The 23,268-nt window shown below is 55.7% G+C and carries 26 protein-coding genes; 8 read left to right on the forward strand and 18 right to left on the reverse strand.

Annotated features, from left to right (window positions below; genetic code table 11):
- Positions 1-729 (forward strand): ATP-binding cassette domain-containing protein (locus PEH01S_RS17160; RefSeq protein WP_164827893.1); only part of this gene is annotated, 729 nt, incomplete at its 5' end.
- Positions 730-733: 4 nt separating this feature from the next.
- Positions 734-1,720, forward strand: a complete 987-nt coding sequence (locus PEH01S_RS17165; protein WP_025847417.1) for an ABC transporter permease — start codon at positions 734-736, stop codon at positions 1,718-1,720.
- Between the two features lie 119 nt (positions 1,721-1,839).
- Here PEH01S_RS17165 and PEH01S_RS17170 read toward each other — a convergent pair whose 3' ends face one another.
- From PEH01S_RS17170 to PEH01S_RS17180, 3 genes are all read right to left on the reverse strand, one after another.
- Entirely contained in the window at positions 1,840-2,250 is a 411-nt protein-coding gene (locus PEH01S_RS17170; protein ID WP_127486950.1) for a hypothetical protein, read from the reverse strand.
- Between the two features lie 186 nt (positions 2,251-2,436).
- Positions 2,437-3,426 (reverse strand): quinone oxidoreductase family protein, encoded by a 990-nt coding sequence (locus PEH01S_RS17175; protein ID WP_127486953.1) that lies wholly within the window; start codon positions 3,424-3,426, stop codon positions 2,437-2,439.
- Between the two features lie 71 nt (positions 3,427-3,497).
- The gene (locus PEH01S_RS17180) at positions 3,498-4,103 is read right to left on the reverse strand and encodes a TetR/AcrR family transcriptional regulator (protein WP_025847424.1); all 606 of its coding nucleotides are present in this window, start codon (positions 4,101-4,103) and stop codon (positions 3,498-3,500) included.
- 145 nt (positions 4,104-4,248) lie between these two features.
- On the opposite strand from PEH01S_RS17180, the gene PEH01S_RS17185 reads away from it, so the two are divergent.
- The 4 genes from PEH01S_RS17185 to PEH01S_RS34645 are packed head-to-tail and all read left to right on the forward strand — an operon-like array spanning position 4,249 to position 6,514.
- Positions 4,249-4,806 (forward strand): helix-turn-helix domain-containing protein, encoded by a 558-nt coding sequence (locus tag PEH01S_RS17185; RefSeq protein WP_127486955.1) that lies wholly within the window; start codon positions 4,249-4,251, stop codon positions 4,804-4,806.
- Positions 4,807-4,811: 5 nt separating this feature from the next.
- The gene (locus tag PEH01S_RS17190) at positions 4,812-5,516 is read left to right on the forward strand and encodes a YhfC family glutamic-type intramembrane protease (protein ID WP_025847427.1); all 705 of its coding nucleotides are present in this window, start codon (positions 4,812-4,814) and stop codon (positions 5,514-5,516) included.
- A gap of 26 nt (positions 5,517-5,542) precedes the next feature.
- Positions 5,543-6,319: a YhfC family intramembrane metalloprotease gene (locus PEH01S_RS17195; protein WP_025847429.1), complete on the forward strand. Its 777-nt coding sequence runs from the start codon at positions 5,543-5,545 to the stop codon at positions 6,317-6,319.
- A gap of 57 nt (positions 6,320-6,376) precedes the next feature.
- Positions 6,377-6,514: a hypothetical protein gene (locus PEH01S_RS34645; protein ID WP_164827895.1), complete on the forward strand. Its 138-nt coding sequence runs from the start codon at positions 6,377-6,379 to the stop codon at positions 6,512-6,514.
- 99 nt (positions 6,515-6,613) lie between these two features.
- Here PEH01S_RS34645 and PEH01S_RS17200 read toward each other — a convergent pair whose 3' ends face one another.
- Genes PEH01S_RS17200 through PEH01S_RS17215 form a run of 4 tightly spaced genes read right to left on the reverse strand, consistent with a single transcriptional unit; the run spans position 6,614 to position 9,631 of the window.
- Complete coding sequence (locus PEH01S_RS17200; RefSeq protein WP_127486957.1) at positions 6,614-7,270, reverse strand: amino acid ABC transporter permease; 657 nt, start codon at positions 7,268-7,270, stop codon at positions 6,614-6,616.
- Between the two features lie 29 nt (positions 7,271-7,299).
- Positions 7,300-7,959 (reverse strand): amino acid ABC transporter permease, encoded by a 660-nt coding sequence (locus PEH01S_RS17205; RefSeq protein WP_127486959.1) that lies wholly within the window; start codon positions 7,957-7,959, stop codon positions 7,300-7,302.
- Between the two features lie 47 nt (positions 7,960-8,006).
- Positions 8,007-8,858, reverse strand: coding sequence for a glutamate ABC transporter substrate-binding protein (locus PEH01S_RS17210; RefSeq protein WP_127487032.1), 852 nt, complete (start codon positions 8,856-8,858; stop codon positions 8,007-8,009).
- Between the two features lie 44 nt (positions 8,859-8,902).
- A complete protein-coding gene (locus PEH01S_RS17215; RefSeq protein ID WP_127486961.1) occupies positions 8,903-9,631 on the reverse strand; it encodes an amino acid ABC transporter ATP-binding protein in 729 nt (242 codons plus the stop codon).
- A 269-nt stretch (positions 9,632-9,900) separates the two neighbouring features.
- On the opposite strand from PEH01S_RS17215, the gene PEH01S_RS17220 reads away from it, so the two are divergent.
- Positions 9,901-11,367, forward strand: coding sequence for a CAP-associated domain-containing protein (locus tag PEH01S_RS17220; protein WP_025847436.1), 1,467 nt, complete (start codon positions 9,901-9,903; stop codon positions 11,365-11,367).
- A 78-nt stretch (positions 11,368-11,445) separates the two neighbouring features.
- Here PEH01S_RS17220 and PEH01S_RS17225 read toward each other — a convergent pair whose 3' ends face one another.
- The 6 genes from PEH01S_RS17225 to PEH01S_RS35825 all read right to left on the reverse strand — a co-directional run bounded on the left by PEH01S_RS17225 (position 11,446) and on the right by PEH01S_RS35825 (position 17,288).
- Entirely contained in the window at positions 11,446-12,330 is an 885-nt protein-coding gene (locus PEH01S_RS17225) for a metal-dependent hydrolase (RefSeq protein ID WP_127486963.1), read from the reverse strand.
- A 25-nt stretch (positions 12,331-12,355) separates the two neighbouring features.
- Positions 12,356-13,588, reverse strand: a complete 1,233-nt coding sequence (locus PEH01S_RS17230; RefSeq protein WP_025847440.1) for an MFS transporter — start codon at positions 13,586-13,588, stop codon at positions 12,356-12,358.
- Between the two features lie 141 nt (positions 13,589-13,729).
- Positions 13,730-15,616, reverse strand: a complete 1,887-nt coding sequence (locus PEH01S_RS17235; protein WP_127486965.1) for an MHYT domain-containing protein — start codon at positions 15,614-15,616, stop codon at positions 13,730-13,732.
- A 106-nt stretch (positions 15,617-15,722) separates the two neighbouring features.
- Positions 15,723-16,424 carry an AIM24 family protein gene (locus PEH01S_RS17240; RefSeq protein WP_025847443.1) on the reverse strand — a complete coding sequence of 234 codons (702 nt, stop codon included), beginning with the start codon at positions 16,422-16,424 and terminating at the stop codon, positions 15,723-15,725.
- On the reverse strand, positions 16,421-16,930 hold the full coding sequence (locus tag PEH01S_RS17245; protein ID WP_025847444.1) for a coiled-coil domain-containing protein: 510 nt from the start codon (positions 16,928-16,930) through the stop codon (positions 16,421-16,423). The genes PEH01S_RS17240 and PEH01S_RS17245 overlap by 4 nt, the downstream gene beginning before the upstream one ends.
- 226 nt (positions 16,931-17,156) lie before the next feature.
- Positions 17,157-17,288 (reverse strand): hypothetical protein, encoded by a 132-nt coding sequence (locus tag PEH01S_RS35825; RefSeq protein ID WP_275452141.1) that lies wholly within the window; start codon positions 17,286-17,288, stop codon positions 17,157-17,159.
- Positions 17,289-17,717: 429 nt separating this feature from the next.
- Between PEH01S_RS35825 and PEH01S_RS17250 the strand changes: the two genes are divergently transcribed.
- Positions 17,718-18,191 (forward strand): ribonuclease H-like YkuK family protein, encoded by a 474-nt coding sequence (locus tag PEH01S_RS17250; RefSeq protein WP_025847446.1) that lies wholly within the window; start codon positions 17,718-17,720, stop codon positions 18,189-18,191.
- Positions 18,192-18,461: 270 nt separating this feature from the next.
- Here PEH01S_RS17250 and PEH01S_RS17255 read toward each other — a convergent pair whose 3' ends face one another.
- The 5 genes from PEH01S_RS17255 to PEH01S_RS17275 all read right to left on the reverse strand — a co-directional run bounded on the left by PEH01S_RS17255 (position 18,462) and on the right by PEH01S_RS17275 (position 23,235).
- A complete protein-coding gene (locus tag PEH01S_RS17255; RefSeq protein ID WP_127486967.1) occupies positions 18,462-19,304 on the reverse strand; it encodes a sugar phosphate isomerase/epimerase family protein in 843 nt (280 codons plus the stop codon).
- 50 nt (positions 19,305-19,354) lie between these two features.
- Complete coding sequence (locus PEH01S_RS17260) at positions 19,355-20,230, reverse strand: sugar phosphate isomerase/epimerase family protein (RefSeq protein WP_127486969.1); 876 nt, start codon at positions 20,228-20,230, stop codon at positions 19,355-19,357.
- 93 nt (positions 20,231-20,323) lie between these two features.
- Positions 20,324-21,382: a Gfo/Idh/MocA family protein gene (locus tag PEH01S_RS17265; protein WP_127486971.1), complete on the reverse strand. Its 1,059-nt coding sequence runs from the start codon at positions 21,380-21,382 to the stop codon at positions 20,324-20,326.
- 88 nt (positions 21,383-21,470) lie between these two features.
- Positions 21,471-22,340, reverse strand: a complete 870-nt coding sequence (locus tag PEH01S_RS17270; RefSeq protein ID WP_127486973.1) for a carbohydrate ABC transporter permease — start codon at positions 22,338-22,340, stop codon at positions 21,471-21,473.
- 19 nt (positions 22,341-22,359) lie between these two features.
- Positions 22,360-23,235, reverse strand: coding sequence for a carbohydrate ABC transporter permease (locus tag PEH01S_RS17275; RefSeq protein WP_127486975.1), 876 nt, complete (start codon positions 23,233-23,235; stop codon positions 22,360-22,362).
- Between the last annotated feature and the right edge of the window lie 33 nt (positions 23,236-23,268).

Below are 23,268 nucleotides of genomic sequence, written 5' to 3' on the forward strand. Positions count from 1 at the left end.
GAGCCGCTGCTCGAAGCGCGCGGCCTGACCAGCGGCACCAAGGTGCGCGGCGTCGATCTGACGGTGCGCCGCGGCGAAATCGTCGGCGTAGTCGGTCTGGTCGGCGCGGGCAAGACGGAGCTGTCGCGCCTTCTGTTCGGCGCAGACCCGCTCGACGCGGGCGAGCTGCGGCTGCACGGCTGCGAGCTGAAGCTCCGGGCCCCGGCCGACGCCGTCCGCGCGGGGCTGGCGCTCATCCCGGAGGAGCGGCGCAAGCAAGGCGTGCTCGTCGAGCTGTCGGTGAAGGCGAACCTTGCGTTGACGCTACTTGAGCGGCTCAGCCGGCTCGGCTTCGTCAACCGCCGCAAGGAAACGGAGAATGCGGACGCCCGCATCGCCGAGCTCGGGATTCAGCCGCCGAACCGGGAGCAGCAGGTCAAATATTTGAGCGGCGGCAACCAGCAGAAGGTGGCGGTCGGCAAATGGCTGCCGACGGACGCCGAGGTGTATTTGTTCGACGAACCGACCAAAGGCGTCGACGTGGGCGCCAAAAGCGATATTTTCCGCTTGATCGGACGACTCGCTCAGGAAGGAAAAGGCATTGTGTACTTATCGTGCGAAATCGCGGAAATTCTGGGCATTGCCGACCGGATTCTCGTCATGAGCTACGGACGGATCGTGAAAGAGCTGTCCCGCGACGAAGCGACGCAGGAGAAAATATTGTACTATGCAAGCAGCGGGGAGGCATAAGCAAGTGAAAGGCAAATGGCTGGATGTTTCTTATAAATACGGGGCCTTGTTCATCATCGCCGCCGTCATTGCAATCTTTTCTTTCGTCAATGAAAATTTCTTGTCCTACGACAACATGGCGGACATTCTCCGCTCTATCTCGATTGTAACGTTCATCGCGATCGGCGTGACCTTCTCGCAGATCGTCGACGGATTCGACCTCTCGGTCGGCTCTACCGTTTCGCTAACGACGGTCGTCACGGCGACGCTGATGGTCTGGTTTCAGCTCCCGCTTATCGTCGTACTCATTGTCCCGCTGCTGATCGGCATCGTCATCGGGCTGCTGAATGCGCTCTTGATTGTCAAAGTCAGGATACCGGACTTGCTGGCGACGTTAGCCGTGATGTACATCATCGGCGGCGTCCACAAAACGTATACCCAAGGCTTCTCGATCTATAACAACATGCAGATGACCGACGGAACGAAAGCGCCCGGCAAATTCACCGAGACGTTCCTCTGGATCGGCCAAGGCAAGCTGCTCGGCATCCCGGTGCCGGTTCTGCTGATGATTATCGCCGTCGTCCTCGTTCACGTCTTCCTTACGTACACCCGTTGGGGCCGCCAAATGTACGTGACCGGCGGCAACCAAGAGGCCGCCCGCCTCTCCGGCATCGCCGTCAATCGCGTGCGCACATTCGCATACGTGCTGTCCGGCATCTTTGCCGCCGTCGGCGGCATTCTGTTCGCCGCCCGTGTCGGCTCCGGACAGATCGATGCCGGGGCGCCGCTGCTGATGGAATCGGTCGCCGCCGTATTCGTCGGGTTCTCCGTACTCGGCGCGGGCAAGCCGAACGTGATCGGCACGTTTTTCGGCGCCGTCCTGATCGGCGTGCTGCTGAACGGGCTGACGATGCTCAACCTCCCTTACTATGCCTTTGACATTATCAAAGGATCGGTGCTTGTGCTGGCGCTTGCCATTACGTTCATTCATTTGACCCGGCGCCGTGCCTAACATTACTGTGACGGTCCGGCTGAAGTGCCGTTCCTCGCCAGTCCGTCTATGCCCGCTGCCGCCGGAACGCGCTTCCGTGCCGCAAGCGGGCTTTTTTTTCCGGGAACAGCAAGCCGCCGTCAGTCCAGAGCGGCCACGTGCCCTTGGTGGCGGCGGATCAAATCGACGATCTCGTCGTACTGTTCCTCGGCCACCTTCGCGCTGAGCGCGTAGCGAAGCTCCCGGTCGTCCACGCCGTCGCCGTCTTTGTCGTGCCCGGCTTCGTCCAGCGTGCGGAAGCCGAGATAAGCCCCGGCTGCCGCCGCGCCGGTGGCGGCGATCGGTCCGGCCTCGCTGCCCGCATAACCGACGCCGGCCGGAATCGTCCCCGCACCTGCGACAGCGATCGGAAACAACAGCGGCGTATCGCGGTCCAATGCCTCGTCCAATTCACCGATTTCGACCTGCTCCACCCGGTACGTTTGCAGCTTGATCCGAACGTCCTCGGCTTCGTTTTCCGTATGAAAATAAGCTTGGATCGGTCTGCTCATCCTCCATCGCTCCTTTGTCTGGAAATAGCTTTCTCTTTTTCCTTACCCTTTATTGCCCGTTTTTACTCAAGCACGTCCGCTCTTTCCGCATGTGGCGGGGATTTACCGTCTCTGCCCGATGGAGCGGAGCTCGCGAGTTGCAACCGCCATGACCGGCGTCAGCAAGCCCGTCCCTTCTGCATAACGTTAAGGTTTTAAAACGATGGTGCCTACGGTTTGACGGGATTCAAGCAGCCGGTGGGCTTCCGCCGCTTGCTCCAAGGGCAAGATATGCCGCACGACCGGCTTTAACTGATCGGCGGATATCATTTCGTACAAGTGTTCCAATCCGGCTTTTGCACTCTCGGGGCGGGACGTAAGGAAATGGGCGATATTGAACCCTATGATCGATTTATTTTCAAGCAGCTTGACGAGATCCGCGCGGTCCCATTTTTCATTTACCGCACTTGCCGATCCGAAATAAATAAGACGCCCAAATGGAGCCAACACTTGCAGACTGCCTTGCAGAATGTCTCCTCCCACCATTTCCAATATCAGGTCTGCGCCTTTTCCTCCGGTACACTCCAGCACTTGCTTTGCCCAATCCGGTTCACTGTAATTGATTGCGGCATCCGCCCCCAAAGAGAGAGCCAGCTCTAGCTTGGCGGGCGCGCTTGCCGTTGCGATGATTTTCCCGGCCATCATTCTCCTCGCGATCTGAATCGCCAGACTGCCGACTCCTCCGGCAGCGGCATGAATCAACACTGTTTCACCGGGCTGGATACGCCCCACGCTCTTTAGCGTATGGTATGCCGTCTGCCCCTGTGTTAAAAGCGCGGCGGATTGAACAAGATTAAGCCGGTGGGGAACAGGCAGCAGCATAGAAGAAGGCACGACAACATATTCCGCATAAGCGCCTTGCGGCACTTGCGCGATGACACTTCTCCCAATCTCGACGTTTGTCACGCCTTCGCCCGCTTCAGCCACTTGACCGACCACTTCGGCCCATTGGCCCAAAACGGCCGGAAGGGGAACCGGGAAAGGATAGGTCCCTTTCCGCTGCTGAACTTCTGCATAGTTAACGCCGATCGCTTGAACTTTAAGCAACACTTCGTGCATCCCGGGAATCGGTTTTTCCATGTCTTCCACCTTTAATACTTCCGGTCCTCCGCATTGGTACATTCGAATTGCTTTCATTCCTTCTCCTCCTCAAAGTCTTTGCCTTAAAATTATAGTTGAGCGATCATCTATTTTTAGGTTAAAAAAAATTACTTTTTAGGGTTTGCCAGCCGAAGCGCTCCCTCGGCCATTCTTGAGAAAGTCTCCGCGTCATTATGTATCCTGGCTATTAAGGCTACCCCTTCGGTATAACAAAGCAATGCCTTTGCGGTATCCGGAATTCGTTCTTTGGGAAGCGCTATTAGCTCGTCCTCGTAAGCCTGCGTTATCCACTCTTCAAAATAACCCGTAAAAAGGGAGAAAATTTCTTGAACTTTACGGTTAATTACCTGATCCTGAGTGGCAAGCTCTCCTCCAAGGACGGCAAACGTGCATCCCAGTACCGGCTTCCCCTCGCTGCTCCGATGCGCATGGAGATGACAGGTGCGCATAAAGAACTCCCGGATCTTTTCCAGGGGACTCAGGTTTGACGTTTGAATAGGCGTGAAGATATAATTCCGCGTATCTTCCCACGTTTTCTCCAAAACCGCAATGACCAATTGCTGCTTGGACGGAAACAAATAATAAAAACTTCCGGGTTTAATACCGGCAACATTGCACAATTCCTGCACTCCAACTCCATGATATCCGCGTTCCGGCACTAACCGCGCTGCCGTTTCCAGCAACCGTTCTCTGGCATCGCTTTTTCTCCCCATCTTGCCCACCTCTTTATAGATGTTCACTCAACTATTTATTAATCATACTTCAGACACTTTCAATTTTCAATTAAAAACGTAGACAAATACCACATGGCCTATTATAATCATTATTGATAATGATAATGTTCGAGGTGAAGGCTGTATGAAAGACTCCAAAGCCGACCTGATTTTACACCCGGTCCGCTTCCGCATTCTTGGGCTGCTTGTCGGCGGACGCAGCATGTCCGCGCTCGAAATGGCCGAGGCGCTGCCCGATATTCCTCAAGCGACGCTGTACCGGCATTTGAACAAGCTGTACAAAAGCGGCGTTCTGACGGTAGCCAACGAACGCCAGGTTCGCGGAACGGTCGAGAAGATTTATGCGCTCCCGGATAAGCAAGCCGTACTGTCCGCAGCGGATTTGGCCCATGCCGACCGGGACGACCACCTGCGCTACTTCATGACGTTTGTCGCCTCGCTGGTGGACGATTACGGACGCTATTTGCGGCAGCCCTCGGTGGACTTGGAGGCGGACGGCGTCGGCTACAGGCAGGTGCCGCTATACTTGACGGATGAAGAGTTTGCCGAATTCGTTCAGGCCATTCGCCCTCCGATCCGGGAAGCCATGGCGAATTCTCCCGAACCCGGACGACGGAGGCGCTTATTCACTACCATCATCATCCCGGAGCCGCAAGCATCCGATTCGGAAGGAAAAGAGTGACGATCATGAAACCAATTAGAACCGAATCAATCGAACCGACCGATGCATATGATCGTATCAGACGCCGCTTTTATATGGCGATTCCGCTTTATTTGGCTGTTCCCGCCGTTTTCTGGCTCGCATTCCGCTATGCGGGGTTTCCGGCCGATTGGGCCGCCTTCGGGATCGGAGCGGCCGGTTGGTGGGCCGCGCTCCTGCTTCGCGGTCCGATTGCGCTGCTCGTCCGCAAGCAGCCGAAGGAGCGCGCGGGCCTGCTCGTCGGTGCCGCCTCCGGACCGCTGGAGGAAGGCGTCCGGCTGCTGGCGCTCTGGATAACCGGCTTCTCGTTCAACTCCGCCCTTTCTCTTGGGCAAGGATGGGCCGCCATTGAGGTTGTATTCGCCGTCGTCAACGGGATCGTCCTGGCCACCGTCATCAAGCGGACGGACGAAAAAGCGATGCAGGCCAAGGCCTTCCTCGAGTCGACCGGCCAAATGAACAGCTCTCCGCTATGGGGCGTGCTGGAGCGTCTTTTCGCCAGCATGTTCCACATCGGCAGCACGCTGCTGATCGCCCATATGCCATGGCTGCTTATCCTGATGATCCCGGCGCATACCGGCTTGAACCTGATCTCCGTCCGGTTGGCCAAACGGTCGCTGCCGCTGACAGAGCTGTTCGTAGCCGCGGTCGGAATCATCACCTTAACCGCAGGTCTGCTTGTATGGCAATAAGCCCCCAAGAAAGGAAGTGAACCGCCATGGTCAGCCCGTGGTCCATTGGTTTCATGATCATGACCGCCGTATTGTCCGTCGGCGTACCGACAGCGTTTTTTATCTTCTACTACCGCAAAGAAAGGTTCTCGCTCAAAGCCTTCGGGATCGGCATTCTGGTGTTTATTTTGTTCAGCCAAGTGCTGGAAAAGGTTCTTCACGTCTATGTTTTTCAAGGCAATCCGTACACCGCAAGCCTCATGAGCCGCAATCCGCTGGCCCTGGCAACGTATGGCGCGCTGGCAGCCGGCATCTTCGAGGAGGTCGGGCGCTACATTGCCTTCCGCTTTTGGCTTAAACGCAACCGGGAGCGGAAGGACGGCATCGCGCTCGGGCTCGGCCACGGCGGAATCGAAGCCGTGCTCATCGGCGTGCTGGGCAGCGTGCAATCGCTCTATATATCGCTTCTGATCAACGCCGGACAATTCGACAAGCTGCTGGCTTCGGGCGCTCCGAGCGAACCGCTGCTCGCCGTGAAGTCGCTGCTGCTCACGATGCCCGCCTCGCATTTTGCCTTAGGCGGAATCGAACGGGTCTCCGCGCTGCTGATTCAGATCGCGATGTCGCTCATCGTGCTGCACGCCGTCCGCAGCCGCAAGCTGCTGTATTTGGCGTATGCAATCGGGATTCATGCGCTGATCGACTTTTTGCCAGGGCTCAGTCAAGGGATGAAATTGAACATCTGGCTGCTCGAAGCCGTCGTGGTGGCATTTGGACTCGCTTCGCTGGCCTTCATGCTCAAATCGAAGACTTGGATAAAATGATGAAATAATTCGCCCCTCCTCTTGGTACGCTAACCAATAGAATGGAGGTGAGCAGCCATGTCAGGAAGAAACAACAAGCCGGACAACGACGGACCGGCCAGCCAGCCGGGACGCCTTGACCAATTCGGCGACAAGCTGGCGGAGGAGACGGTCTCCCGCGAGGCAAGCCCTTGCGATACCGGCAAGAAGAAGTAGCTCCGTGCTCCATCAAAAGAACAGAACCGCTCGCCTGCCCCTTCCAAGGGACCCAAGCGAGCGGTTCATTTTCGTCAAAACCGACCATTTTATTCCATTCTATGCTTGGCGGACTTCCAGCCGTTTGGCCAGCAGCGACAACGTGTAGTTGACCACAAAATAGATCAGCGCTCCGGCGATAAAAACCGGGATCACCCAGTTCGGATTTTTCGCAGCCACGATCTGCATATTGTGCATAAGCTCGGCGAGCACGATGACCGTCGCCAGCGACGTATCCTTGAGCAGCGAGATGAACTGGCTGACGATCGGCGGTACCATCCGGCGCAAGGCCTGCGGCAAAATCACATGCCACAAAGCCTGAACGTAAGTGAGCCCCGACGAACGGGCCGCTTCCATCTGCCCCTTCTCGATCGACAGCAGGCCGCTGCGGACAATCTCGGCAATCATCGCCGCTTCGAACACGGTAAGCGCTACGATCGCAGAGTACTCGGCATTTTGAAACATTTTCAGCCCGACCTCGGGCAGCGCAAAGCGCGTGAAAAAGATAATGAGCAGAAGCGGCAAATTGCGGATCGTCTCTACGGCCACCGCAAGCATCTGAGAAAGCACGGGAACGCGCGCGTATCTGAGCGTGCCGACAAGAGCGCCGAGGATAAAGCTGAAAATGATCGAGAAAAAGGCCACTTTTAACGTCACATAAAGCCCCTGCATTAGAAACTTGAGATTTTCCGGGGCATAAGCTCCCGCGAAGTCCATATCGCTTCCCCTCCCTCCCGCGCCGGGCATTAGAACGCCAGCCGTTTCTCCAAATACCGTACGCCGAAGCTTAATGGAATCGTCAGCACGAGATAGAACAGCGCGATAAAAATATAGACGCTGAATGTGACGAACGTCTGCGTCGAGACGATATCGCCGAAGTACATCAGGTCAAGACCGGCGACGACGCCGAGCACGGACGTATTTTTGACCAGGTTCAAAAATTGGTTGCCAAGCGGCGGAACAACGATCTTGATCGCTTGGGGAAGCACCACATGACGCATCGTTTGCAGGTACGTCAGCCCCGACGAACGGGCCGCCTCCGTCTGGCCCTGCGGAATGGCCAGGATGCCCGCCCGGATCGCTTCGGCAATGAAGGCCGCCGTGTAGACCGACAGCGCGATGGTCCCCGATGTAAATCCGTCGAATGGCAGCCCGAGCGTCGGGGCCGCCAAATAAATCAACAGAACGATCAGCAGTAAAGGAATGTTGCGGATAAATTCGACGTATGCCGTACCCAGCCAGTTCAGCGGCTTCAGCGGAGCCATCCGGAATACGGCGATGACCGTTCCTAACACGAAGCTTGCCAGCAGCGCAATCACACTCGCTTTGACCGTATTGCCGAAGCCGAGCATGTAGGTATCCCAATGCTTGATCAAAATATCGAAACGCAGGAGCTGGTCGTTCATGTCCGGTTGAGCCTCCCTTCGGACAACAAGGATGTAAGCTTAGCTGTTTATTTCGCCGGCTTTTCTCCGAACCACTGCTCATACAGCTTGTCGTATTCGCCGCTCGCATTCATCTCCTTCAGGAACTTGTTGACGTAAGCGACAAACTCACCGTCGCCCTTCCGGATCGCCATCCCGTACGGCTCGTCGGTGAAGTTGCCTCCGGCCAACCGGAAGCTCGGATCCTGCTTCACCATCCCGAGCAAAATCGCATTGTCCGTCGTCAGCGCATCCCCTTGACCGGCTTTAAGCGCGGTGAACGCGTCCTGGTAATTGTCGAACTCCAGTACGGTCGCTTCCGGCGCTTTCGCCCGAATATTGACCGCCGACGTGGAGCCTTTGACCGCCATGACCTTCGTGCCTTTCTTCAGATCCGTGATCGATTGAATCGCGCTGTCTTTCTTCACAAGCAGCGACTGGCCCGCTTTGAAATAAACGTCAGTGAAGTCGACCTGCTGCTTGCGCTCTTCATTGATCGTCATCGTGGCGATTATGATGTCGATTTCGCCGTTCTGCAGCATCGGAATCCGCGTTTTGGAGGTAACCTCCTTCAGTTCGACCTTCGTTTCGTCGCCCAAAATGCTTTTCGCCAGCCGCTTGGCCATATCGATATCGAAGCCTTCAACCTTGCCGGTGCCCGGATCCTTCAGCCCGAACAGCTTCGTATCGTATTTGACGCCGGCGATAAGCTTGCCGCGTTTCTTAATGGCTTCAATCGTAGAAGCGGCCGCTTCCGGCTTCCCGGGCGTTCCGCCCCCGGCTCCCGGCTGTTCCGCCGGTTTGGTGCCGCAGCCCGCCACCATCGTAAGCATGAGCATCGAAACGAGCGTAAAGGAAAACAGCTTCTTCATTTTAAGCATTTTCACAGTCCAGTCCCCTCTCCATTGGATATACGACTATCGGATTAGTGATTTAACACCCGGCTGAGAAACGTGCGCGCCCGCTCCTCACGCGGATTCTCGAAAAATTCGGCCGGAGGCGTGGTCTCGAGAATTTGCCCTTGATCCATAAAGACGATCCGGTCGGCCACTTCGCGGGCAAAGCCCATCTCATGGGTGACGACGACCATCGTCATGCCTTCCCGTGCCAAATCGCGCATGACGTCGAGCACTTCTCCGATCATTTCCGGGTCAAGCGCCGACGTAGGCTCGTCGAACAGCATGATCTTGGGCTTCATGGCAAGCCCGCGCGCGATCGCCACACGCTGCTGCTGCCCGCCCGACAGCTGCGAGGGATAGGCTTTCGCTTTTTCGGGAATGCCGACTTTGTTTAAATAAATCATGGCCGTTTCCTCGGCCTCCTGGCGCGAGAGACCGAGCACCTTCATCGGGGCAAGCGTGATGTTCTCCAGCACGGTGCGGTGCGGGTATAAGTTAAAATGCTGGAATACCATGCCGATGTTGCGCCTTAGGCTGTTAATGTCGGTTTTCCTGTCATGGACCTTAATGTTGTCCACCGTCAGCTCCCCTCCCGATATCGTCTCCAGCCGGTTGATGCAGCGGAGCAGTGTGCTTTTTCCCGAACCGGAAGGTCCGATCACGACGACGACCTCGCCCGGTTCAATCGTCAAATTGATGTTTTTCAGTACGTGAAAATGACCATAGTGCTTGTTCACATCCCGGAATTGAATCAAGACGCAACCCCCTTTGTGCATATCGGCTTTGAAGTTGATGCTTTTTGTCCTACGGTCTCAGATTAAGTATGCGGAAACGATGTCAATTATGACTTGGCCATCGAAATTCCGCTTAACAGCAAACGCTTTCATAAAGCTTTTTTATTTCGCTTGCCCGGCTGCCGCTCCCTTTGGGCCGCCCTTGCTGGTTAAGATTGACATGGACAAGGAAAGAAGCGGCTTATATAGTTAATGGAAACGATACCATTAGGCAAAAGGAGGAAGGCGCTTTGCACAAACGTTGGTTAACTTATGCTCTGCCTATTGCCCTGAGCTTCACTTCCGTCTTTTCCGCTTCCATCCCTTCGCATGCCGCCGACGCTTCCGCGTTTACCGATACGAACCGTCACTGGGGCGCCGAAACGATCTCATGGGCCGTACAGAACGGCATCGTTAACGGTTACGAGGACGGTACGTTTCGTCCGAATGCCGTCGTCTCCGAGCCGGAATTTCTCGCGATGCTGCTGCGCGCCTATCCGGACAATGCGGTTCCCGCGCCCGAATCCGGAACGCCGTGGTACGAACCTTATTACTCCTATGCCGCCGCTCGCCATTGGCCGCTGCTCCAAAATACGGACCGGAATTCCTATAACCGCGGCCATGTTGCCCGGCTGATCGCAGCCACACAGCAGCAAGCATTGAATTTGAACGATTCCATCCGCTACTTGCTCGATAAGGGGCTGTCCCGGGGAAAAACGTCTGCAACCGTGGAAGGCTACAAAGCTGCGGATCGCCTGTCGCGGGCGGAAGCGGTTCAGTTCATCCGCAATCTGAAGCAAAACGTTTCCGCGCTCCGTCCCGCCCCCGTTACTTCCACAGAAGCATCGGACGTTCCGTCCGCCTCCCAAGCCGCCGTCTCGGTCAAAGGCGTAGCCATCGGCGATTCGGCCGATGCTGTGGTTCAGAAGCTGGGACAGCCGGCGCGCAAAGACGCAGGCGAATACGGCTTCCAATGGTATATTTATAACCGGGACTATACAGACTATGCCCAAATCGGCGTCAGCGGCGGCAAAGTCGTGGCCTTGTATTCACCGTCCGCCAACTGGCAAACAGACCGCGGAATCGCCGACGGCTCGGGCAAAGCCGAAGTCGAGAAGCAGTACGGCCGTCCGGTCTCTTATATTATGAAGGGAAATACCCGCTTCATGATAAACTACGGCAAAGGCGAATACGGCACGTACGAAATCGCCGGAGCTTATGTCACCTTCTTCTACGATATTCATCGGGGCAGCATGGTGACGGGCTTGCAGGTCATCGAAAAATCGACGGAGCAGGCACTGGCTGCCTTTTATCCGGATGGCAGCGACGCGCTCGCACGCGCGTTCGAGCTTCAGAGCTTCGATCTTGCCAACGCGGCCCGGGCCAAGCTCGGTTTGCAGCCGTTCGTCTGGGACGACAAAGCGGCGGAAACAGCCCGGAAGCATAGCCAGGATATGGGCGCCAAAGGCTACTTCGACCATGACGACCCGAGCGGACGCAGCCCGTTCGACCGGATGAAGCAGGACGGCATTGCTTATCGTGCTGCCGCCGAGAATATCGCCGCCGGACAAGCCAGCGCCATCTTCGCCCACCACGGCTGGATGAACTCGGAGGGCCACCGCAAAAACCTGCTGAGCGACATCAAGCGTCTCGGCGTAGGCGTCAGCTTTGGCGGGCAAATGCACATTTATTACACACAAAACTTTTACACTCCGTAACCCCGTTTGAAACAGCAAACGCCCCGTTCCCGGCGATACATCGCCGGAAAACGAGGCGTTTTTTCATTTGATACGAGACTAAGGCCCTTGCTTCTTTATAAATTCGAATAAAAACGATTGTCCGCCCCGGTAAAAGCGCGGATCGTACAGGCCGAGCCGGGTCTCGTCATCGACGATGACAACGAACGGCGACCATTCATACAGCGTCTTCGCTTTCGGATTGGCGGCAAACAAACGGTCCAGATCCGCGTTCTCTTGGGATTGAAGCTTCGCAACCGGCTTGACGCCCGTCCAGACCGAGCCCTTCAGCAAGTCGACCGTGCCGCCTTGCTTGCCGATCACCGTAAACACTCCCGGCACGAAGTCGGCGGAAAGCGCCACCTGCTCGTACTGTCCGGATGCCTGCTTGTACAGCGCGTAGCCTTGAACGGATTGCACCCCGACGTAGAGCGCCATCAGCATCCAGACGAAGCGGTACACGCGATGCGGAGAACGATCCCGGTCCGTTCTCCGGATGCGTACCCGGAGCCATCCGGCGAGCATAAGCGCCCAGAAGACGAGGTCGACGATCGGAATCGTCCCGAACGTAATGCGCATCGTCGAGATCGGCTCGAAATAGCCGGTCCCCCAGGCGTTGAACAGATCGCTCGTATCGTGAATGAAGACGGCGAGACAGCCGATCAGAAACAAGCGCCAGCCGCGGGTTTTCCACAGGAGCCGCGAGAGGCCTGCGAGCAGCGCCGCCCAGACCGGCACCAGAAAGACCGAATGGGTCAGCCCGCGGTGCCACATCTGGTAACGCCCCGCCGTATCCCACCATGAGGAGATGACATCGATATCGGGAATTTGCGAGCCCGCGACGGTCGTAAACAGCAGCGCCCGCTTTTCCTCCCGGGTCATGCCGCGTTTATCGACCGCTCCGTATAATGTAAGCCCAAACAAGGTATGCGTAATAGTATCCACGGTCTCTCCTCTTCCATTCAGCCGCCTAACCTTCGGGCATTCCTGCTTTCACCGGCATACGCATGACCGGAAGCATGACCAACACGCCAAGTGCAAACAGAACGGCCGACGCTTCATACATCCCCACGATCGAAAACAGCTCCTTCAGCTTGCCGGCCAAGCTCATCGTGATAACCATCGAGCCCATAAAAATCGGGTTCAAAATACCGTTCACGCGCCCGACGAACGCCGTGTCCGTGTTTTGCAAAATCAGCGTGTTAATGCCAATCTGAATACAGGGCATGACCAAGCCTGCAAGAAACTGGGCGAACAGCGTAAACCACAGCACCGTCGAAAATCCGGTCAGAGCGACGCTTATGGCGCTGACCGTCATGCCGATCATGAGCAGCACTTGCGGCGCAAATTTCTTCGACAGCCCCATCGCAAGCGCGCCGCCGACAATCATCGCTACGCCGCTCGCGGTCATCAGCCACTGTAAATTTTCTTTATGCAGCCCGAGCCGTTCCGTCACCAGGAAAACACCGAGCGGCTGAATGAGACCGATCGCGAAACCGGCGATCATGAAGCAAAGGCCGAGCGTGGTCAGCAGTTTCCGGGACAGCACATAGCGGAACCCGGCCATCATTTCCTCGCGAATCGAGGTACGCTCTCCGGCAGACTCCGCTTCGGTATCCGGCGGCAGCATGACAAGCACCAAGGCGGACAGCAGAAAAGCGACGCCCATGATGGCGATGGCTACTTCAATGCCGTAACGCTGGTAGACGAAGGTCCCGAGAATCGGCCCCAGCACCATGAACAGCGCGAACATCGTCTGGTAAATCGACATGCCCGCTTGAATGAGCGCCTCGGGCACGTGCAGCTTGAACAGCCGCATCCCCGAAGGCTGCGAAAACTGGGAGAGGATGGCCGAAACCAATGTAGCGAAAAATACGGCCTTCCAAGAGCCGTATACCAGAGTCAGCAGCACCGCAAAAACGGATACCGCACTGAGAATATCGCACCAGATCATCGTCCGCTTCGGTCTCCAGCGATCCGCGAATGTACCGCCGATAAACGAGAAAATAAAGATCGGAGCAAATTCCGCCACCGAAATCATCGAAACGGCCGTCGCATCCCCATTCGTCTGATCTACGACAAACAGCAAAATGGCAAAGTTGCGCACCCAAATGCCGATTTGCAGCAGCAAACCCGACAGCAGGATGACCTGAACGAACCGGTTGCCAAACAAATTGCCCATTCCCGGTGAAGAAGTGGTCATAGGTTCTCATCCTTTCTCTTGACGAAGCTGTTTTTTACAGGGATTTGAAAAACAATCCGCAGGAAACCATAAGTAATACGCAGCCAATGAAAAAAAGGTTGCTATCTTGTGACGGGGCGGACAAAAATAACGGCCGGACAGCTAAAGCCGCACGGCCATTTTATCTTCGATGCAGCGGACCTGTATCGTAAACACGAAGACGGCTCCGTTTCCCGGGGAAGATTCCGCCCGTATGCTGCCGCCCATCAGCTCCACCAGTTTTTTGCATATCGCCAGACCGAGGCCGGTGCCCCCGTGCTTGCGCGCCGTGGAATCCAATTGATAGAATGGCTGGAATAAATATGGAATCGCTTTTTTCGGGATGCCGATTCCGGTATCCCGGACCGTAAACTCAAGCTCCAATTGCTCTCCCCTGCGATACACTTGCCGAATACGGACCTCAATTCCCCCCTGTTCCGTGAATTTGACGGCATTTCCGATCAGATTGATCAAAACTTGCCTGAGCCGGACTTCGTCTCCGATCAGAAACTCGGGGACACCGGAATCGGAATGCACGTGCAGCTCAAGCGCGCGGTGCTGGAGTTGCGGCGTGAACAGCCGCAGCGTCTCCTGCAGGCATTCCGCCAGATGAAAAGGCTCGTTTTTTAACTTCATTTTACCCGATTCGATCTTGGAAAAATCAAGCACGTCGTTGATGACGGATAGCAGCGCCTTGCCGCTTTTGCCGATAATCTTCACGTACTCGCGCTGATCCTCGTTCAAATCGGTTTCAAGCAGGAGGTCGCTCATCCCGATCACCCCGTTCAAAGGGGTGCGGACTTCGTGACTCATGACGGCGAGAAATTCGCTCTTGACCCGGGCCGCGCGTTCGGCCTCCAGCTTCGCTTCGATCAGCTGCCGCTCCGTTTTTTTCTGTTCGGTGATGTCCTTCGAGATCGTGTAGATATCGACGATCTTTCCGTCCTCCTTCATCGGCACGATGGTCGTGCTCAAATGTACGGTCCGTCCGTCTCGGCGGCGTATAGAGCATTCGACCGTCTGCGGCGTTCCCTCCAGCACTCGGGCAAAGCAGGCGCGGATCTTCATGCTGTCCTGGCGGTTCATAAAGCGGGTGAAGGGCTGGCCGACAAAATGCTCACGGGAATATCCGCTAATGCGCTCGGCGGCGGGATTGGCCTGGAGAACCCTGCCGCTCAAATCGAACAGACAAACCATGTCGGGATTATGCTCGAAGACGGAATCGTACCTTTGCTTGTTCACATCCGCAAGCCGCTGCGCAAACCGCCGTTCCAGAAACTGGCTGAAGGCCAGAAGCAGCAGCACAATAAGCGCCGCCGCTCCGATCCATGAAGCCAGCAGCATATCGTCCAAGCCTTGAAGGTCCTCTCCTGCATCGTGCATCCAAGCCCCGTCCGCTTGAAAATTGGCCGCCACCATGCCGCTATAGTGCATCCCTGCCATGGCGAAGCCAAGCAGAGCGGCCGTCGTGCATTTGGCCCAAAACGATGACGGCCTCCCCTCACGTGTTGTCCGGTACACGGACGCCCAACGGAAAGCGACGAACGAAATGCCAAAAGCGATGAACAGCGACAAGCCGACCCAATACGGGTCGTACGTAATGATGCCGGGAATTTGCATCGCGGCCATACCGGTATAATGCATTCCCGCAATCGCCAGGCCCATCCATAGAAAGCCGGCAAGCGACTGCCGCCGGGCCGGCGCATCCCCGGAGATGGCCGATAACGCGGCCCAAGCGGCGCCTATCGGCAAGAGGATGGATAAAACCATATAATGAGAATGATAACGAACGTCAACGGGGAGATGTAAGGCCAGCATGCCGATAAAATGCATCGACCAAATGCCGAGGCCCATAATGACGGACCCGATTACCATCCATAGCGACTTGGAACGGCCGCAGAGCTTCGGCATCCTTTCACTTAAATCCAGTGCGCAATACGAGGAACAGATGGAAATAAAGACGGACAGCAAGACAAGAGGGATACTGTAGGTTCCATGCAGATGCTGCATACATACACTCCCATCCCTTTGCAATTTTCGCCAAATTTCATCTTCTTTTAATCTATTTCTACCGGAAGACAAGGGATTCCTGCTTTTTCATGTTTTTTCATAAAATTTACTTTATAATGACTCCGCCGAACGGAAGCGCTTCTCTTAGAATCCGTTTGAACAAGGAATCGCTCTGCAAAGGATCGGCCAGCCCGAATCTCGGTCGGGAAGGCTGCAAAAGCACCTTGCCCGAGCCGGTAATTTCCCAATGGTAGTTCATGCGCTGACTTGCAAGCGGGTTGCCGTAGACGCACAGCTGCAGCTTGGCTTCCTCCGGATAAGCGACGAGACACCCGATATCGACATAGACCGGCTCCGACGGATCGATCGTCAGCTCGCACAAAGGGCCGCAGCTGAGCAGACCGAGCGTGCCGCCGCCGGAAAATTTCATCCGAATCCAGTCCTGCGTCACGACGGCTTGTTTGATTTTTTGGAAGCGGCTCTGCAGCTTCATTCCCTCGCTGTACAGCAGCACATACCGGATATCGAACAGCAGGCTGCTATCCTCCGGCAGTTCCATCGCCCGGAAGCTGTAGCCCGCCGGGACTCCCAGCACAAAGCGCGCAGGGCCGGTCAAACGCGACTCGATCCAGCGCTTCTTCCGGTAAACCCCGGCCACATTCAATAGACGGTCCTCCCGGCTTCCAGAACGGCCCTGAAAGGCGATGATCTGCTTCGGATGCAGCACCAAGGCGGCTTCGCCGGCGGCAAGCTCCACGGCAGCCGCTTGTCCGTCGCTCCCCGCTCCTTCTTCGACATGAATCTTCATCCGTTCCCTCCCCGATGGCTTGCGCTGCGGTTCCGGCGCCATACGGCCAGCCGGATCACGCGCATCAGAACAAAGTAGAGCACAACCAGAAGTACTCCCGTCAACGCCGTCCGGACAATTTGTCTCGTACGCTGCGCATTCGCCTGCTCCGTCTCTTCCAGTCGGCGGATCAGCTCCTCCAATTGCTCATTGCGGCTGCGAAGCTCGCGGTTTTCCTCCATCAACCGCTGCTCCGTCGCTTTGTATTGCTGCGCGGCTTCCTCCGAGCGTTTAAGCGTCGTCTCAAGCTGCTCCCGGTTCCGCTCCAGCTCCTGCTTCGTCTCGTTATACTGATCCTGGATCTGTCCAATCTGCTCCGGCATGTCGTAAATGTCTTTCACCCGGTCCAGAAAGCCTGCTTGCGCGACAGGCCAGGGAAGCGTCAGCAGCAGAAAAAGGCAGGCCGTCCCCGCTTTGACCTTGATTCCCCATTCCGGTTTTTTGAACGGACGCGGCATCGTTTTCATCCGTGCTCTCCCCTTCCTATCGTGCGAATTACAGGCTTATTTCCTTTATTTTACCTGTTTTTTCGACAAAAAGGAACATGCTCCCCTTCATCGCGGACAAAGAAAAGACCGCGTTCTTCCGAAAGCTTTCGCCTGCGGAAAGTGCGGTCTTATGACAATAGGCAAATGAAGAGCGGGACGTCCGGGACCAGTCCTCGGACTATCTTAGCGGTACTTTGCCCGTTCGTTAGATGATATGATAGCGGAATAAATAGGTTACAGCGGAGCCTACAAGCTTCATCCAGCCGATGGCGGATACCCACAGCGGTATACTGAGCATCGTCCCTACAACGAGCCCGACGGAAAACCTTCCCTCCATGGCGTCAAGCCTCCTTTTACAGCGATGCCGCTGACAGGTTAATTCCATTATATGATGAAAGCGCTCTATTTTGAATTATTTTTCAGAATTTTATTGAAATTTACCGTTGTCTAGCGATTTGAATTTGCTCTTCCGTTACTTTACAATAAAAGAGGATGTTTTTTTCATTGGCCTGAGCCGTAAGGCTTGGGCTCTTTTTTAAAGGGGGCTTGCTCCTTTATACGAAAGACTCAGCGTTTGGCACGCTCTATTCTCTTGCACCGATCCTCTTTTTGAACCTCTCTTGATCCTTTGCTTTTCCGTTGATTGCTGTTGCGTCCCAAGTTCCGATTCCGATCGATCCGCTGCAAATTTAAACTATTTTAACGATTTTTGGCGTAAACTATAGCTATGGGGTCATTTTCAATCTTGGAGGGAGTTGGATGACAGATGATGTTCCTTAGCCCGACTAGAGGTTCCGTTGCATTGGAGGAAATGGTGAAAATCCTGCACGACTTTGTCCAAGAAGATCAGGAAGCAAGCTATAAATTGGTTATTGGAACGGATTCCCATACGACCCGGCGCAGCACGACGCTCGTTACGGCCGTCATCATTCACCGGATCGGTAAGGGAGCCCGCTTTTTTTACCGCAAACGGACCAGCCGTCCGCTCTTCGACCTGCGCACGCGCATATACCGCGAAACCGAGCTCAGCCTTGAGCTGGTCGAGCTGCTGAACCGCAGCGGAATGAGCGATCTCACTTCCCAATGGCCGCTGGAAATTCATATCGACATCGGCCAGCAGGGCGAAACGAAGGTGCTGATTCAGGAAATTTGCGGCTGGGTCACTTCCGTCGGCTACGAAGCGCGGATTAAGCCGATGTCGTTCGGCGCCAGCTCGGTGGCGGACCGATTTGCGGAGTGAACGCAAAAAAGAGGGCTTGGAGGCCCTTCAGAGTGTGAGAAAGTGAGCTATAGATCTAATAGAGGTGTACGTGGGGGTGGGGTATCTACTTCCGGTCGCTGTTGTCATCGGGAAATTTGATTGGAAGCCGCTTAACAGCGGACATTTCCCGAAGACAAAGGCGAACGCTATCGCTCCTCCAGTAGATACCCCACCTCCGTATGTATCTCTCTATTCTTAGTCAAAACCACATTCTCGCCCCAAGGGGCTTGTCAGCCCTCTTTTTTGTGTCTATATAATAGTAGATAAAATTCGGTCCAGGTTCGCGATCGAACCGGCTGCGCCGGATTTCTGCTCGTCGTCGCCTTCGTACTCGACGGTCAGCCAGCCGTCGTAGCCCGCTTGACGCAGTCTTGTTATCAAGGCGTTTAGATCGATGCTGCCTTCTCCCGCGATACGCCCGGCAAACCGTTCGCCAGACAACGATGGGTACGCCCGGCCTTCGTAGTTTTCGTCCACTCGAACGAAGTCCTTGAAGTGCACATGGGCAACTTGCGCATGCAGTGTCTCCAGCGCTTCTCCCGGGTTCTCGTTCACGAGCAGGAAATTGCCCGTGTCGAACGTGCTGCGCAGGAACGGCGAGTTCACTTCCTGCAAGATACCGAGCACCTGATCGGCCTTTCCGGCGAATACGCCGTGGTTCTCCAGGCACAGCAGGATGTCCTTCTCCGCAGCGTACGCAGCGGCCTCCCGCAGTCCTTCGACAATCCAGCCCTTAACCTCGTCATAGGAGCGGCCGTCCGGCGGAACGTCGCCCGCGAATACGCGTACGATGCGGGTGCCCAATGTCAGGGCCAAATCGACCGCGCCCGTAATCTCGCGGACCTGTTCCGCTCGTTGGGCCGGATCGCCAAAGGAGAAGTTGTTGGAAGCCCCGATTGCGGCTACTTCCAATTGATGGCGGTCGAGCGCAGTCCGGAAGCTTTCCAGCTCCTCCGGCTTCCAATACCGTGTCAGCACCTCGATGCCGGCCGCTTTCGTCTCGTTGGCCACAAATGCAGCCAAATCCGCATGCGACCACTCGCCGCTGTTGAAATAAGAATGAACGCTCCATACGCTCAGCGCAATTTTCATGCCCGTTGCTCCTCCGCTGTTGTTGACCGAGTTTCCATTGTCCGCATTCGTTATTTATAGCGCCGGATAAAATCGACCGCGAGCCGGATATCCACTTCCGGCTGCACGCCGACTTCGCGCTCGATCGTCAGATAGCCTTGATAGCCGACTTCCTGAAGCGCGGCGAAATAAGCGTCAAACGGTACCCGCCCTTCGCCGAGCGGCACTTCCTTGAATATCTCGCCGGATGTGACCATCTGCGCAATTTTGCCGTGATCCATCGGCTCGAAGCCGAGCGCGCCGTACACCTCGCGCGGGTCCACCTCGCGGAACCGGATGCCGTCCTTCACGTGCGTATGAACGATATAATCCTTAAGCAGCCGTACGCCCTCTACCGGGTCGTCTCCCGTGACCATGACCATGTTCGCGGGGTCGAAGTTCACCGAGACGCCGTTCGTACTGAGCGTATCCAAGAAGCTCTTCAGATGAGCGGACCGCTCCGGGCCGGTCTCGATGGCGAAATAAGCGCCGCAGCTTTTCGCATATTGTCCGAGCTCCTCGCAGGCCGTCTGCATGTGGTGGTACACTTCGCCGCTCGTATCCTCGGGCACGATGCCGATATGTGTCGTTACGATGTTGGTGCCCAGATCAAGCGCCAGATCGAGAATGCGCTTCGATTTCTCGACCTTCGCCGGATTCGCCGCGCCGTCCTGGAAGCCGTGCCCGCCCAGATCGCCGCAAAGCGCGGAAATTTCAAGCCCCAGCGAAGCGATGTACGCTTTCAGCTCACGTCTTGCCTCCGCCGTCAGCGCGGCCGGGTCCATCTCGCCGCTGACCGCGTAAATCTGCACGCCGTCGGCGCCGACCTCCTTGGCCTTGCGCAGCCCTTCGCGAACCCCGATACCGAAGCTGTCGACGATGACGCCGATTTTGTTCGTCAATTTCATCTCCGCTCTCCTCCATATTCAGAAGTCCGGCGAACGAAACGAAGCAGCGGATCGTTCTTCCACCCGCGCAGCGCGCCATTCACCAGACTTGGTTTAGAATTGAATTTCGATGCCTTTTTCGCTCGACTCGTAAATGCCGGAGATGATCTTGGTCAGCTCTACGCCGTCTTCGACCGGGCTGATCAGCTCGGCCCGTCCGAGACAGCAGTCGACGAAGGTATTGATTTCGTTCTGGAAGCCTGCCACAAAATCAAAGGTCGAATTGTCGATCTGCGGCGTCAAGTTCAAAATCGTATCGTGCTTTTCCGTGACGATCGTAAAGTCGGGTTCGACCTCCGCGCCGCCCCGATCGCCGAATATTTTTACGGCCACCTCGTTGCTCTTCGCATGCAGCGTAAAGCTGACGTCCACCATCAGCGACGCGCCGTTCTCGAAGCGGATTAAAGCGTTCGCCATATCCTCAACGGTGTTCTTGGAAGCGTCGAAGTCCGCCGCCTGATAATAACTCAAATTTTGTACATTCGAGCGGTTGCCGAGCTTCTTGTACGTATTGCCCGTCACCGATTTCACCTTCGGACGGCCCATCAAGTACCAGCACAGATCGATCACATGCACGCCGATGTCGAGTAGCGGTCCGCCGCCTGAACGTTCGACGTCCGAGAACCAGCCGCCCGGATTGCCGAGGCGGCGCAGGTAAGACGCTTTCGCATAATAGATCTCACCGAGCTCGCCCGCGTCGATGAACTTTTTCAGCACCTTGGTGTTCGTCCCGTACCGGCGCACGAAGCCGACCTGCAGCAGCTTGCCGCTTCGGCGAACCGCCGCTTCCACCTCAAGCGCCTTATCGACGGTCGTGCACAGCGGCTTTTCGCACAGTACATGCTTGCCCGCTTCGAGCGCCGCAATGCTGATCTCGCCATGAGAGTTGTTCCAGGTGCAGATGCTGACCGCTTCCACTTCCGGGTCCGCCAGAAGCTCGCGGTAATCGGTGTATACCTTTTTCGCGCCGAACTTGTCGGCGGCTTGCCGCGCCCGTTCTTCCACCAAATCGCAGACGGCAACGAGCTCCGCCTCGGGATGATTACGGTACGAGGTTAAGTGCATTTCCGAAATCGAGCCTGCGCCAATAACAGCTACTTTTAAACCAGCCATGCTGATTGATCCCCCTCTCTCCACCCGGATACTACCACATTTGTACAAGTCTGTGAATTGCAAATATTTCTCCCCGCATGAGATCAATTTATCCCTTGACCGCTCCGGCCGTCATCCCTTTCATAATCTGCTCCTGGAACAGCAGATAAACGATAATGGTCGGCAGCACCGCGATCGACATCGCAGCCATCGTCAGCTTGTAGTCGGTCGAATACCCGGTGGCGAAAACGGACAAGCTGAGCGGAATCGTTTTTAAAGCGGGCTTGCTGATAAAGACAAGCGCGAACGCGAAGTCGTTCCAGAACCGCAAAAAGCCAAGGATCGCTACGGTCGACAAAGCCGGCAGACTGAGCGGCAGCATCATGCGGAAGAAAATGCCCCAATAGCCCGTGCCGTCGATGAGAGCGGCTTCTTCGATCTCTTTCGGAATCGCAGTCAGGTACGCCGCGACGACGAAGATCGCCAGCGGAAGCTCAAACGCCGTATAAGGGAACACGAGCGCCGCATACGTATCGAGCAGGCCGACTTTTTTCATCAGGACGAACAGCGGCACAAGCGTGCTGTGGATCGGAATGAGCATACCGAGCAAGAACAAGCCCATGAACAAAGGCTTCAGCTTAAAATCAAAGCGTGCCAGCACATAAGCCGCCAGCGCGCCGAGCACCAGCGTCAAAATAAGCGACAAAATGGTAACGATAGTCGAATTGATAAGCGACGTTCCCATCGCCGATACTTCCCAAGCCCGGACGAAGTTGTCCCACTGCCATACCTCCGGCAAGGAGAACGGCTTGGAGTGAAACTCTTCATTCGTTTTAAAAGAGCTGACGAACAGCCAAAACAGAGGATAAAGCGTAACGAGAGCGTAAGCCGTGAGCAGGACGTTAATGAGCCCGCGGCTCCATTTTGCCCCGGCTTTGCCTGCGGCGCTTCCCGTTTTTACTGACAAAGCTTGTTCCATGACGGGTCCCTCCTTTCGGTTATCGGTAATTGCGTTTCATGAGGTATTGGCTTCCCAAGATCAGCAGCAGGCTGAGAATAATGATCGCGGTCGAAACAGCGCTGCCGTAGCCGAAGCGGAAGACGTTGAACGTGTTGTTGTACATATACGAAGCGAGCAGCTCGGTCGAGTGCGCCGGTCCTCCGTTTGTCATCACATAGATCAGGTCGAAAGCCTTCAAGCTGCCCGAGATGCAAAGCACGACGGCGACCTTGATCGTGTCCCAAATCATCGGCAGAGTGATAGAAAACAACTTCCGCACCGGCCCGACGCCGTCGATTCGCGAAGCGTCGTCAATTTCCGGGGAAATATTTTGCAGCGCGGCGATAAACATAATCATGTACGGCCCGATGTAGTTCCAAATAATCGGGATCATGAGCATATACATGGATATTTTCGGATCGGATAACCACTGCATCTTCCAGGATTCGAGGCCGAGACCGTCGAGCAGGAAGTTCAAAATGCCGATTTGCGGGTGGTAAATGTAGCTCCAAATGATCCCCACGACAACCGAGGAAAGCACCATCGGCATAAACACCGAAGCGCGGATCATCCGTTGAAACAGCGAGCTGCTTGTAAGCACAAGCGCCAGAATAAGCGCGATCGGAATTTGACCGAACACCGAAGCGGCGACGATCAGCATGTTGTTTTTAAACGAAAGCCAGAAAATCGGGTCGCGGAAAACTTCCACGTAGTTGTCGAAACCGATGAATTTTGCAGCCCCGATGCCTTTCCAATCGAAAAATCCGTAATACGCAGACCAGAAAATCGGGATAATCGCGAAAAATCCGAAAATCAGCGTGGCCGGGAGAAGACCTATCGCAATAAACCCTCTAATGCGTGCCGCTGCCGTCATGGAATCCCCTCCTTCTTCCGGAACTGGCGATTC

The sequence above is a fragment of the Paenibacillus ehimensis NBRC 15659 genome (assembly GCF_004000785.1).
Classification (GTDB): domain Bacteria; phylum Bacillota; class Bacilli; order Paenibacillales; family NBRC-103111; genus Paenibacillus_G; species Paenibacillus_G ehimensis.

Coding starts and splice junctions, on each gene's coding strand:
- PEH01S_RS17170 (WP_127486950.1), bottom strand. CDS start 2,250: ATGAGCAGACCGATCCAAGCTTATTTTCATACGGAAAACGAAGCCGAG.
- PEH01S_RS17175 (WP_127486953.1), bottom strand. CDS start 3,426: ATGAAAGCAATTCGAATGTACCAATGCGGAGGACCGGAAGTATTAAAG.
- PEH01S_RS17180 (WP_025847424.1), bottom strand. CDS start 4,103: ATGGGGAGAAAAAGCGATGCCAGAGAACGGTTGCTGGAAACGGCAGCG.
- PEH01S_RS17185 (WP_127486955.1), top strand. CDS start 4,249: ATGAAAGACTCCAAAGCCGACCTGATTTTACACCCGGTCCGCTTCCGC.
- PEH01S_RS17190 (WP_025847427.1), top strand. CDS start 4,812: ATGAAACCAATTAGAACCGAATCAATCGAACCGACCGATGCATATGAT.
- PEH01S_RS17195 (WP_025847429.1), top strand. CDS start 5,543: ATGGTCAGCCCGTGGTCCATTGGTTTCATGATCATGACCGCCGTATTG.
- PEH01S_RS34645 (WP_164827895.1), top strand. CDS start 6,377: ATGTCAGGAAGAAACAACAAGCCGGACAACGACGGACCGGCCAGCCAG.
- PEH01S_RS17200 (WP_127486957.1), bottom strand. CDS start 7,270: ATGGACTTCGCGGGAGCTTATGCCCCGGAAAATCTCAAGTTTCTAATG.
- PEH01S_RS17205 (WP_127486959.1), bottom strand. CDS start 7,959: ATGAACGACCAGCTCCTGCGTTTCGATATTTTGATCAAGCATTGGGAT.
- PEH01S_RS17210 (WP_127487032.1), bottom strand. CDS start 8,858: ATGCTTAAAATGAAGAAGCTGTTTTCCTTTACGCTCGTTTCGATGCTC.
- PEH01S_RS17230 (WP_025847440.1), bottom strand. CDS start 13,588: ATGACCACTTCTTCACCGGGAATGGGCAATTTGTTTGGCAACCGGTTC.
- PEH01S_RS17235 (WP_127486965.1), bottom strand. CDS start 15,616: ATGCAGCATCTGCATGGAACCTACAGTATCCCTCTTGTCTTGCTGTCC.
- PEH01S_RS17240 (WP_025847443.1), bottom strand. CDS start 16,424: ATGAAGATTCATGTCGAAGAAGGAGCGGGGAGCGACGGACAAGCGGCT.
- PEH01S_RS17245 (WP_025847444.1), bottom strand. CDS start 16,930: ATGAAAACGATGCCGCGTCCGTTCAAAAAACCGGAATGGGGAATCAAG.
- PEH01S_RS35825 (WP_275452141.1), bottom strand. CDS start 17,288: ATGGAGGGAAGGTTTTCCGTCGGGCTCGTTGTAGGGACGATGCTCAGT.
- PEH01S_RS17250 (WP_025847446.1), top strand. CDS start 17,718: ATGATGTTCCTTAGCCCGACTAGAGGTTCCGTTGCATTGGAGGAAATG.
- PEH01S_RS17255 (WP_127486967.1), bottom strand. CDS start 19,304: ATGAAAATTGCGCTGAGCGTATGGAGCGTTCATTCTTATTTCAACAGC.
- PEH01S_RS17260 (WP_127486969.1), bottom strand. CDS start 20,230: ATGAAATTGACGAACAAAATCGGCGTCATCGTCGACAGCTTCGGTATC.
- PEH01S_RS17265 (WP_127486971.1), bottom strand. CDS start 21,382: ATGGCTGGTTTAAAAGTAGCTGTTATTGGCGCAGGCTCGATTTCGGAA.
- PEH01S_RS17270 (WP_127486973.1), bottom strand. CDS start 22,340: ATGGAACAAGCTTTGTCAGTAAAAACGGGAAGCGCCGCAGGCAAAGCC.
- PEH01S_RS17275 (WP_127486975.1), bottom strand. CDS start 23,235: ATGACGGCAGCGGCACGCATTAGAGGGTTTATTGCGATAGGTCTTCTC.